Annotated in this window: 3 protein-coding genes; all 3 read left to right on the top strand. The window is 36.7% G+C overall.

What is annotated here, in order from left to right:
- Positions 1-14 precede the first annotated feature (14 nt).
- The 3 genes from EHE19_RS17650 (at position 15) to EHE19_RS17640 (ending at position 13,734) form a co-directional block, all read left to right on the top strand.
- On the top strand, positions 15-320 hold the full coding sequence (locus EHE19_RS17650; RefSeq protein WP_137697416.1) for a hypothetical protein: 306 nt from the start codon (positions 15-17) through the stop codon (positions 318-320).
- A gap of 167 nt (positions 321-487) precedes the next feature.
- Positions 488-2,836: an S-layer homology domain-containing protein gene (locus tag EHE19_RS17645; protein ID WP_244648276.1), complete on the top strand. Its 2,349-nt coding sequence runs from the start codon at positions 488-490 to the stop codon at positions 2,834-2,836.
- 32 nt (positions 2,837-2,868) lie between these two features.
- The gene (locus EHE19_RS17640; protein WP_137697415.1) at positions 2,869-13,734 is read left to right on the top strand and encodes a BslA/BslB family hydrophobin; all 10,866 of its coding nucleotides are present in this window, start codon (positions 2,869-2,871) and stop codon (positions 13,732-13,734) included.
- Positions 13,735-13,742 lie beyond the last annotated feature (8 nt).

The raw sequence follows: 13,742 nt of genomic DNA, 5'->3' as shown, positions 1-13,742 counted from the left end.
GGGGTATAGATGATATGCATCCTAAAAAAATAACTTTTCTTGATACAAATGGGGGGATTAAGCTAGAATGTAAATTTAACTCACTGCCATTAAGAGATGAGAAAATAATTGAAAAAAGCGTAGAACTGTTTAATGACCATGAGCCATGTATTATTCATAAATCCTTTGCAATGAAGAAGTTATTGTTTGAAATTGATGAGTATTTTAGCAAAGTTCTTCCCAGTGGCAAGGGACAAATAATATGGGAGAATGTTCCCCAAAATATTAGAGAACTATTGTGCATAAATGATGATGTAATAAAAATCCAACTAGATTTGTAACATAAGAATATTTATAGAACCTACCTATTATAGAGTAGCTTATAGTGTAGCCCGCAATAATGACTCTATAAATATAACAATAACATTACAAATTCATTACCAGCTTAAATTAACGAAGTTATTTGCCGATATTTAAACTATATAGTATATATCGGAGGTAAACAACTTTGAAGATAAATAATATAACTAATAAGAAAAAACTACATAACTATATTTCACAGCTTGCATTTACTCTAGCAATAGCTGTTTTTATGCAAATTTTTATGGTTTCTGGCATAGCAAGTGCCGCCGATACATCAGATTTATCAGTAATAATATATAGTACTACGTCAATATCCCTCAACTGGGATGACAATTTAACCGGAGAAAAGTATTATGTAGTTGAAAGGAAAATTGATTCCGGTTCATTTCATACATTAAGTTCACCACCTCCAAACAGCAAGTCTGTATTTGACTCTACTGTATCGCCTGGGCATACATATACCTATAGAGTATGGGTAAGAAATTCAGAGGATAAATATTATCTTTATACTCCAGAATTGGCATTTAGAACAGATGAAATAGCAAAACCAAATTCTCTTACTGTAACACCTATATCCTACAATCAGATTGATATAACCTGGGGATATGCTGACAATAAAGCCTATAATACAATTATTGAAAGAAGAACGGAAAATTCGAATGATTGGACTAAACTGGCCACTATTGGAATAGGGCAAAATACTTATAGTGATAAATCTATTTCATCAGGTGTAAAGTATTATTATAGAGTTAGAGCTTGCTCAAATACTACTGAGAATATAAAATCTCCAGCTTTTCCTGAGGAAGGTAAAACAGTATATTCTTTTTTATACAAGCCTACTGAGTTTGAAGGCTTAGCCCTTTCGGGATATCGTATAAAACTTAGCTGGAAGGATAACTCATCAGAAACTGCATTTATTATTGAAAGGAAGTCTCCAAAAACAGGAACATTTAAAGAAATTGCGGTAATTCCACAAAACGATACTTCTTATATAGATACTGATTCTGAATTAGAAGCAGATGTTACATATCAATATAGAATAAGGGCTGTTTCGGGTACCACAAGTTCTGAATACTCCGACATAATTAGTGTAACTAATACATATTTGAAAGCACCAGGAACGCTTTCCTCTTCGTGCACAGACGGCAAAAACATACAATTAGCATGGGATGATTTGACAGATAATGAAACAGGTTTTGAAATATGGCGTAAAACGGGTTCAAATCCTGTTTGGGAGTTATATGAAACAATGGGTAGAAATGCTACCTCTTTTGTAGATCAGAACATATCACTGGAAGACACATTTACATATAAAGTCAGAGCAAAGATTAACGACAACAATGTATACTCAGCTTTTACAAATGAAACAACAGTTTGGTCTACTACTATTTCAGCACCAGCAGATTTAACTTATGAAGTTGTTGGTAAAACTGAAATAAAGCTGACATGGAAGGATACAAGTATGTCAGAAGCAGGGTACAGAGTTGAAAGGAAGCAGGGTTTATCTGGAGAATGGTATACTATTGCTTATTTAGGCGCAGATACTATTTCATACAATGATAAATGGATTAATAATACTGACGTTTATTTTTATAGAATTAAAGTATATGACAGATCAAATTCCATTAATTACAGTAATGAAATAACGGTTTCCTTAAAAACACCAGAAGCTCCGACAAATTTACAGGCTATCCCAATTTCATCAAGTGAGATAAAACTTACTTGGGAGGATAATTCTTTTAATGAAACAGGTTTCTTAATTGAAGCAATGCAGTTTTCTTCATTTAGAGAAGTTGGAAGAGTTAGTGCAAACACAACTACTTTTATACATCAGAATTTAGTGGCGGGTAAATCAATTACTTATCGTGTAAGTGCTCTTAGTGGTTCTAACCAAAGCAGTACATCAAAAGAGGTTGTGGCTGCTACAAAAGAAAAGATTACATATTCTGATGTGTCAAATATTAAATGGGCTGTGACAGCTATAGAAAATTTGGCTAGCAGAGGTGTGTTTGATACTAAAGCCAATACAAAATTTTATCCATCACAGAATATAACCATAGGAGAATTTTGTTCTATGATTATAAGAAGTATGGATTTGGATATGGTATCAGCAGGCAGATATGCAGATGTCACAGCAAAGCATAAGTACTATAAGGAAATAATGGCAGCAGCTAAGCTTGGAATTATATCACCTGACAATAACAACAAATTGTATCCTGACAAGGCAATTACCAGAGAACAGGCAGGGATAATGCTTTTAATGGCAATGAAAGCAAAAGGAACTCCATTACCTGATGAGGATGGGGGATTATTAAAGCAATTTGCTGATTATAGGTCAATATCTAAAACTACAGCTGATAAAATAGCTGATGTATGTGGAGCAGGTATTTTATCTGGACGAATTGTTAACGGACAAACTTATTTACAACTTAGTGGTATGGTAACTAGAGCGGAAGCTTCGGTTATGGTATATAAAGCTATAAACCTGTATTGATATTGCTTAAATTTGAAGTGGGGGAGAGATTAATGAGAAAATTATTAAGACTCATTGCGACTATGCTGGTAATAGCAATTATGCTATTAACTCCTTTTTCTACTCTGACAGTAATGGGAGCAAGCGGTGTATCTGCAGAAGATAGTGCGCTATTAAAAAAGTGGAGTCAATTAGGATTGATAGAAAAGGGAGTAAGTACTAATGAACTGTACAAGCCTATACAAAAGATTGACTTTATAGGTTTTGTCAATAAGGTGCTTAAACCAACAAAGCAGGCAGATATAAACTTTATTGATGTTCCTAAGAGTTCATGGTATGGAAAAGAAATAGCTAAGGCTGTGGCTGCTGGTTATGTGGTTCACAAGGAGAAAAACAATTTCTATCCATTTTCAAATATTACAAGGGTTGAAGCTTCTGTTATGGTAGCTAAGGTGTTCGGATTAGAACTTAATGACCAAAAGCTGCTGAAAAAGATTACAGATGCCGAAAAGCTTGATGAAGAACAATTGCAGTATTTTGGTGCTGTTGTCGAAAAAGGATATTTATCAGAGATATCTAGTGGAAGATACGCGCCTTTAGGTGTTTTAAAGCTTATTGATGCTATGAAAATGCTTGACAAGTGTATTGGTCTTGTCGTTACACAATCAGGTACAGTAAATAAAAATGTTACAGGAAATATGTTGATTAATACAAATCCAGTAACATTAAAGGGTATGGAGATTTCAGGCGACCTAATTATCGGTGAAGGTGTTGCCGATGGAAACGTTAGCTTAGAAAATGTAACTGTAAAAGGTAAGATGGTAATTAGAGGCGGCGGGCCAAACAGTGTTATTATTAAAAGTTCTGCAATAGCAGGTGATGTAATTGTAGAAAAATATGCTGGAAATGTACGCGTTGTTGCTCAGGGAACTACAACTATTGAAAATACATATTTAAGATCTGGCGGACAGCTTTTAGAATCAAATTTAACTACTGGTAAAGGTTTTGTTAATGTTTTTGCAGAACAAGCTGTAGCTGTGAATCAGATAGCAAACCTTGAAGGTTCTTTTGACAGTATTCAAATGACCAAAAGTAATATAAATGTAAGATTAGCAGGAAAGGCAGATAAGGTTAACATTCTAGAAAATACAATTTCAGGCTTTACACTTGTAAGTGGAAGCGCTGAAACAATTACCACTAAAGCTAGTAAAGGTACAATAAAACTTCTAAGTGGTACAGTTAATAATTTAAAAATAGAACAAAATGCAACAGGCAATAGAATTGATTTAGATGGAGTAGCAAAAGTCAATAAACTAGATATTGCTGAAACTACTGTTGTTAATTTTACAAAAGGTAACGTAGAAACTCTTATTATAGAGCCAACAGCAGAAGAGTCATATATAGATTTGAAAGGTAATGCCTATATTAAGAACATTATTGCTAATGCGGCATCTACTATAACAGGTAAAGGTATTATTGATAATTTGTATGTTTATGCTGATGGTGTTAAGGTTGAGATAACACCTAGCAGCGTATATATTGCTAATGGGGTAGTTTCCGATGTTAATGGAACAATCATTGATCCTACTAAGCCTAATATTGCTTTCAGTGTGCCAGAACAAGTAAGCATACAAGTAGGAGGTACAGCTAATATAGCCCCAAGCAGTACAAGCCCAAGCGGAACAAAGCTTACATATATATCCTCTGATAACAATATAGCAACTGTCAGTGACAGTGGTGTTATCACAGCAGTAAGTATAGGTACAACAAAGGTATATGTTACAGGACAGTATACACATTATAATCCAAAAACTGCGACAGTTAATGTAACAGTTACATCTGATAATGTTACTGTACCAGGTACTCTTGAAATAAATCCAGAAAGCGGAGAAGCAGGAACCAAGGCAGACTTTGAACTTACATATACAGCAGGTGACAATATGTCTAACGGAACAGTTGTTATCAAGCTGCCTAATGGATTCTCAGCGTATGTAAGTGATACTGTAAGTATAAATGGTGGATCTGAAATAAATCTCTTATCATCTCAGATACCGAATTTACAAACTCTGTCATTTACTAACTTGAACCTTACAAAGGGAGATAAGATTATTGTTTACATGAGAAATAGAGTGGTTCCAGCTGGCGGACATTACGAGTTTACAACTGTTACAGACGCCGATGCTACAGGACCGAAGATGCCAATTTCAGGACAGGAAAATGCTACATTTATCTCAGATAGTCTGAGAGTCCTGATTGAAAATACAAATTACTCAACTCCTGAATATGGTTCACAAGGTGGTACTACAAGGATAACTAAGTTGTCATTTGCAGGATTTACTGGAGCAACTAAGTGGTTGATAAAAGTACAAGATAATGCATTTACAGTACCAAGCTTTGAGGATGTATTACCAGCAGATGAGTACATCGAATACACTGCAGGACAGGATATCAGTGTTATTGCAGGACAACACTTAATGCTTGCAGCAGTTGATGATTCAAATGAGGTTAAGGCATACAAGGATATAACAATAACAAGTGCTATGATTACACCATATAGTGCTGAAAATCTCGTACTTGGAACTAATTACAGCACTCCAACGAGTGGAATAAGGGCAAAAACAGTTAGAATAACTGATTTAGACTTATCTAATATTGCAGGTGCTACGAAGTGGATGTATAGAGTTCAGGATACAGCCACATCAAATGCATATGTAGATTCCAAGTTTGAGGACGCAATGGAATATACAGCAGGTGATGACATCATGGTAACTGCTAATCAGCACATTCTACTTGCTGCAGTTGATAACAGCGGAAATGTGAAAGCTTATACTGACATTAAGGTTACAGCTAATATGATAAGTCTACCAGCTGGCAGCCTAGAACAAGATAGCAATTTCTCAGCGCCAGAATTTGGTGATACTGTTGGAACTGTAGAAATTAAGATTTTAGATAAGGCTGATACACCTGATTTTGCTGGAATTAATAAGTGGATGTATGTGGTTCTTGGAAATCAAGCAGTTATACCTGCTAAGGGTGTTTCTACAACTGATTTTGAAAGATATACAGAGGGTAAGACATTTGTTGAATATACTGCTAAAGATGATATTACTGTTTCAGCAGGAAACCATCTATTGCTTGTAGGTGTGCAGGCAGATGGTACATCAAATAAGATTTTAGCATATGTTGATTTGACAATAGAGGCTAGTCAGATACGTCAAGCAGATGCTATAGAGATACCTGATATTAACTTTGCTCCACCTGTGATGGGCTCAAAAGCAGGAACTACGATGTTCCCTGATTTGAACTTTAATACTTCAGCTAGCGGAACAACTATTCCGACAGATGCAGTTAAGTTTATGATAAAGGTTCAAGATGAAGCTTTAACAGCTCCATTACAAATTAATAGCATATTATCAGGAGCAATCAACTGTGTAATAAATCAAGATATAGCGATAAATGCTGGACAACACATAATATTACTTGCAACAGATGCAAGCGGCAGGATTAAGGCATACAAGGATATAGTCGTAAGTCAGGCACAGATTAGACCATCCGATGCGTTGAAGCTGTTAACTCCTAACGACTATTCCCTGCCTCAAGCAGGAACGGCAGTAGGTACTACAAAGATTGTATTATCTGCAAATGGTATTCCTGGGTTTGTTAAATGGATTTATGTAGTAGGAGATTCAGCCTTTGCTATTCCATACAAAGGAATGGTTATACCAGGTACAGACTATGTATCAGGCGGAAATATAAATGTATCTGTAGGACAGCATATCTTAATATTAGCTGTTGATGGTGATGGTAAGATATTGGCATATACAGATGAATTAATAAGTGCTGCACAGATTAAACAGCCACAAGCTGGAACACTTAAGTCTAGCAGTGAGGTTGGGGCTGGTGAGAGCTACAACTACTCAGAGCCAGAACCTGGACAGACTGGTGGTACAACTAGAATAACTACCTTGAATACTCTAGGTATTCAGGGGGCAACAAAATGGCTTTACAAGGTTGTTGACAGCACTGCAGTAGTTGATGTGCCAGATTATAACAGCGTTATATCTGGATTGCTTCCTTATATAGTAGGCGACAGTATAACTATTTCAGATGGACAACGACTAATTCTATATGTAGCAGATAATGCCAGCAGAATTAAAGCCTATAAGGATATACCTATTTCTTTAGCGCAGATAAGAACGCCTTCTGCAGCAATACTGGCAGCTAATACAAACTACTCAAATCCTGCGCCAGGAACTGCTGAAGGAATGACAATGATATCTTCCTTGTCATTCGCAGGACTTACAGGTGTAGATGGCAGCTGGAGCTTTATGTATGTTGTTGGTGATAAAATGTTCAATGCACCAGCTAAAGATTCAGATGCAAGCAGCATAAGTGGTGTTGCTCCATTGACAACTACTACTCAGATTTTAGCGAAACCAGGTCAGTACATTCTGTTGCTTGCTGTAGATGGCAGTGGGAATATAAAGGCATATGCAAACATATATGTTTATGCATCAGCAATTCGTCCATTTAATGCAGATGTTATTCCTTCTACCAGTTACAATCTGACTAAGGGTAAATCGGAAGGCACAACAAGTTTTGATAAGCTTGATTTGATAGGTATAATAGATGCCAAAAATTGGATGATAAAAGTGCAAGAAGGACCTTTTGAAGTTCCAGCTAAGGATGTTGCACTTTCTGGATCCACAATGTACACTCTCAACAGTGATATAAACATAAAGACAGGCTGGCATATATTGCTGCTGGCAACAGATACGTTGAATAGAGTAAAGGCATATGCAGACATAACAGTTACAAAGGATAAGATTCAGTCACCATATGCAAACTTATTAACAGAAAACACTAACTATACAATTCCTGAACCAGGTAGTGCTGCTGGAACTACAACTCTGATGTTAAGTGACACCGGTATTGAAAAAGCAGCAGGTGAAACTGTAGTCTGGAAGTATAAGGTAGGTACTCAAGCTTTAAGTATTCCATTGCTAGAACAGGATTCTTCAAGTTTAGCAGAATGGACAACTTATGCAAGCGGTGGAGACATCCCAGTTAGTGCAGGAAATTACTTGCTGATAGTTGCTACAATTAACGATAAAATAATGGCTTATAAGTTGTTTACATTGTCTGCTACACAGATTAAGCCTGTAGATGCACCACTGCTTAATAGCAGCAACTATTCTGGACCTACTCCAGGTAGTAAGCCAGGGACTACAAAGCTTAGTGATTTAAAACTAATCGGAGTAGCAGGTGCAACCAAATGGCAAATCAAGGTGGTAGATACAGCAACTACACAAACATTAGATAGCGTATTTACTACACCCATTAACTATACAAGCGGCGATGATATAGCAGTAAAAGCAAATCAATATGTAGTTTTAGCTGCTGTAGATGCAAACGGAAAGGTAAAGGCATATAAAAATATATTAATTACATCGGGAGACATCAATCCTCCTTTGGCAAATAAGCTAGTATCAGGGCTTAATTATACGACACCTAAATATGGAACTGTTACTGGTACAACCTCTATATATGTATCTCCAGAGGGAATTAATGGCTGTGATGACTTTGTTGTAAAGGTTTCTAATACTGCGACTGATATAATTGATGGTCAAAGTATTACTGTAGTTACTGGAACTGGAAGCACATACAGTGATTATAGAATATACACATCAGGTACTGATATAGCTGTAAGTGCAGGCCAGTATGTAACGCTGATTGCTATTGATACTGATAACGGCGATAAGGCATTAGCATATGAAAATATTAAGATATCAGAAGCTAATATAAGGCCAGGAAATGCAGTATTGCTCCAAAATCCGCAGAACTATACTACATTGCAGCCAGGGTCTGGCGTAGGTACTACGAAGTTTACAGATCTGACCTTTGTAGGTGTGGCAGGTGCAACTAAATGGATAGTTAAGGTGACAGACAATAATATAGCAGTCCCAATGATTAATTCATCAGTTGAGGGAGCATTAGGTTATGATGCTAATAAGGATATTTCAGTAAAAGAGGGACAATATGTTACTCTCTATGCAGTTGATGATACAGGAAGAATTAAAGGATATGTTTGTTTACCAGTGTTAGCTAATAATGTAAGAGGAGTTGCTCCACTGTTAATTTTGGATACAAACTATTCTCTACCTGAACCAGGCTCACAACTGAATAAAACAAAAATATCTGCATTAAGCTTGCCAGCAGGTGCAACTTCTTGGAAGTATTCAGTTCAAGACAGCTCACCGACTACTATTTTAAAAGATCAAGTTCTATCAGGATATTTGCCTTATTCACAGGGTGATGATATTCAGGCAACTGAAGGACAGCATTTAGTACTTATTGCAGTTGACAACAATGGCGGTGTTAAGGCGTATGCAGATATATTACTTACAGCAAGCAATTTAAGAAATGTTGAAATAACATTAGCAGGTACAGCTGTTACTCTTCCAACAGGAGAAGAAAACATTGTAGCTGGAGGAAGAACTATAATAATCAAGCTTGCTTATGGAGTATGGCAGGATGATGTACTTTCAAATACTACTAAGAGAAATGCTTTGTTTGACAGTTTTGCAGCATCGGGAACTGAACAGGCTCAATGGGGTAAGGTTTTAACTATTCTCAAAAATGAGGGTACAGCTGCAGCGGTTATGAATGCAGCTAAAGATACTATTACTATTACCTTAAGTGAAGCTACCTCTTATAACATAACGGATACACAGTTTATTTCACTTACTATTAAGCCGGAAGCAGGGTTGATTAAAGGTGCTACTAAAGCAGTGACATCACTAAACAATATCAAAATTGCTGCTGATGTTATTGCACAAATCAGCGGAACAGCTGTTCCAAGCTTAGGTGAAGGCGATATAGTTGCAGGCAATAAAGAAATTATCATCATGCTTACAAATGGAAAATTTGCACTTGATGTAGCTTCTGATGCAGATAAGAGAAATGCTATATTTGACGGCTTGACAACCTCAAGTAGTGATCCAACTATGTGGAATAAAGTTATTACTGCATTAAAGGCTGCTGGAGAGGCTGCAATAATTAGAAATTCCAGCAGTAAGATAACAATAAAATTACCTGCTGTTGCTGGTTACGACATCACTATGAATGAAATAATAAGTATTGTTGTTCCATACAAGACTGCAGGAGGCGATGAAATATTAGTTGATGCAATTAAGGATGCAGCAGTAGCTTCAAAAATAACTATAGCATCAAACTCAACAGCTGTTTTATCGGGTACACTGATTACAACTCCTGTGTCTGAAGTTGATATTTTGACAGGTGGTAAAACGCTTACAATAATATTATCAGATGGACAATGGGTAACAGATATTAAGACAAATGAATCAAAACGAAATGCATTATTCTCAGGGCTTGCAGCATCAACAGATACAACATCTTGGGCTAAGGTTGTTGCAGCGCTGAAAGCAGCTGGACAGACAGCAATTGAAAGAACAGATAACTATACTGTAACAATTACGTTACCAGCAGTTGCGGGATATAATATAGCAGCTAATCAATATGTTACTATGACTATTCCAGCTGCTTGTATGATAGGTGGTATAGCAAACTTAACTCTAAGTGATACAATATCTATAGGAGTTGTTGCAACAGCTACATTGTCAGGTACAGCAATAGCATCAACTTTTGATGAAACGGCTGTAAGAGCTGGCGGTAAGACCATAATAATTACTCTAAATGGTGCAACCTGGGCAAACGACATAAACGACCCAGCTGTGAAGAATGCACTGTTTGATGGGTTTACAGCGGATGTAGAAGCCAGTGAATGGGCTAAGGTAGTTGCAATACTAAAGGGCAGCAGTATAGCTAAAACTTCTGCAACTGTAATAACTATAACTATGCCTGCAGTACCTGACTACGATATATCTTCGTTAAAGCAGATTATAAGTGTTAAGATACCTACGGCAGCTGTAATTGGAACAATATTTGATGTTCAATCTACGAATACTATGACTATCAACTATACAGCACCTACAGCTGCAAAAGTGGTTGAAGTACGTGGAGCATCAAATGGCTACAAGTTAGGAGATGTTATTCAGATTAAAGTTATATTTGACACTGCAGTAGATGTTACGGGAACTCCTACATTGACTCTTGAAACAGGAGCTATTGATGGAACTGCTTACTATAAGAGCGGTTCTGGAACGAAAGAACTATTATTTGAATACACAGTAAAAGCTGGTGATATTAATAAGGACCTTGATTATGTTGCTACAAATTCCCTCACGGTATTAGGTGCTTCAATTGTAAATAGTGGCACTAATGTAAACGCTGTTACTACATTACCTAAGCCTGGGGCATCAAGTATAGGTTCATTAAGCTATACATCAAACATATTAGTTGATGCAGTTCCACCTAAGTTAGCTACAGGCTATCCTAAAGCAGGGACAAAAACAGAGCAGACAGCTAATGTAATTGTGAAGTTTGATAAGGTTTCAAACGTATATTATGTAACAGTACTAGATGATATCACCAATTCTGTTCCAACTGCAGAGCAGGTAATGAATGGACTAGATGCAGCAGGAACAGCTGTAGCAACAGGTATGCTGGGAATAGCTAATGTAACTGAAAATATTGAAGGAACACTTACTATAACTAATTTATCAGCGTATACAGACTACACAGTATATATGGTTGCAGTTGATAGCTTAGGTAATATAGGAGCAGTAACGGCATTTAACTTTAAGACAGCCGATACAACAGCACCTGTGTTTATTACAGGATATCCGCAGCAAGAACTTCCAACATCAGATAACTTGATTAGCATACTAATCAAGGCAAATGAGGATGGAAATGCATATTTGATAGCATTGCCAGCTGGGTCTACGCAACCTACAAGTGCGCAGGTAAAGGCATTTAGGAATGCAAACGATGTGACAGTAGCTGCTAACCTAAGAGCAACAGCAGCTATTACTAAGGATATTGAAGCAAAACTAACAATAACAGGATTAACGGTTTCAACACATTATGATATATATGTTGTATGTGTGGATGCTTCAGGAAATATTATTAATACACCAGCTATGGTTGCGGCTGAAACTTCAAAGCTTAATATGGATAACGTAGTTGTGGATCTTGCACAGAGTGCTATATTAAATACTACAACACAGATGGAATACAGCTTTGACTCAATTATATGGAAGCCATGTACAGCAACAAAAACTAGTATTACATATGATGATAATGCCCAGATGATTGCAGTTTATATGAGAGAAGCTGCAAATACATCAAATATGAGAACACCTATTATATTAACAAGGGCAGATGACAGCATTATTAATACTTCATTAATAGACTATGATATTGCTGCTGGTAAGATTATAAATAATTCAACTATTGACATGCAGTATAGGATTAATGGTAGTCCATGGAATAAGATTAATGCTTCTTCTACAGTGACGAATGTAGTATTTGAACAGGGTAATTTGGACGTAAGAATTGCAGCCACTTCACCTACTGCTACTACTGATTCAGAACTGCCATCGGCTCCAAAGACAGTTGTTAACATACCAGTGCCGATGCCAGCACCGGGACTTATATACAATGATACTACTAATACAATCAGTGGTTTGTTAATTACTCATGAATATAGTATCAATGGCGGTCCATGGATAAATGGTCTTGTTGAGGGCGATTTTGCAGGAACTAAAAAGGTTCTCATTAGAGAAAAGGCTACAAAACTAAAGCTTGCAAGTGCAGCACAGGTAATTCAATTTACAGCATGTGCACTAAAAGTAGTTGCTTCACCTGCAGCAGCTGATGATACTCTTAATAAGAATTTTGTAACAATAGAATTTGAAGAAAATACAAATAAACCAGCATTGTCAGTAGCATATTTGAAGGATAATTTCCAAGTAGGCACATGGGATGCTAGTGGTAATAGGCTTACAACAAGCGATTGGGGTTCAGATATTGATTCTGTTAGTTGGAATACAGCAGGAAATATAATTACTATTATCTACAATTCCATGGCAGATTCAACTCTGAAGATTGGTGATGAGGTGAGACTATTATCAACAGCAGGAATAAAGAATGCTGCTAATACTTCGGCAAATTATACTTCAACAGGAAAATTGACAGGCAGCTTCCATACAGTACCTGTAATAGAAAGCATTAAAGCAGTAAATACAAATAATGACATTGGATTCTCTAATGGTGAGCGATTGGTAATAACCTTTGATCAGCCTACAAATAGTCCAGCGATAACTGCTGCTGATATTGCAAACTACCTAATACTTACTGATTCCACTGGAAAGATTGCTAAGTCTTGGGGATCAAATATATTAGTAGAGTGGATTGACTATTCTGATCCTGTTAACACTGATGCTGACCCTACGAATAATGTAGCAAGTGACAGAGTACTAACTATAACCTTTAATGATATAACTCAGACAGGAGTTACAGTTGGAGATAAAATTGCCGTTAGTCCTACATGGGGCTTGACTGATGCTGATGGTACTACTGATGTTTGTAACTCAAGTGCAATTATTGGCGGAAGCTTCACATCAGTGCCAAAAGTAATAAGTGTTGTTATGGCAAATGGAGGCACGGCAAGTAAGGTTGATGCAGGGGATACAATAAAGATTACTTTTGACCAGGCTACAAATGCTCCTGAAATATTGGCAAGTAATCTTATTAAGAACTTTACCCTTGTTGCCTCAGATGGAAAGACAGTTCACAGTTGGGGAGTACAGCCTGCAGCGAATATTACCTGGAGCGCTGACAAAAAGACATTAACAATCAAACTAACAAATATGACTGGTATTACTGTAAAGACTGGTGATAAGATTACAATACTGGCAGCAGCAGGTATTAAGTCTGCAGATGGTGGAACAGCTTCATGTGAAGTAAGTGGTATTACAATTACAGGAAGCTATTAAGAAAAACT

The sequence above is a fragment of the Ruminiclostridium herbifermentans genome (genome assembly GCF_005473905.2).
GTDB classification, from domain to species: domain Bacteria; phylum Bacillota; class Clostridia; order Acetivibrionales; family DSM-1351; genus Ruminiclostridium; species Ruminiclostridium herbifermentans.
The sequence above is the reverse complement of the archived record's forward strand: the minus strand, read 5'-3'. Positions and strand labels throughout refer to the sequence as shown.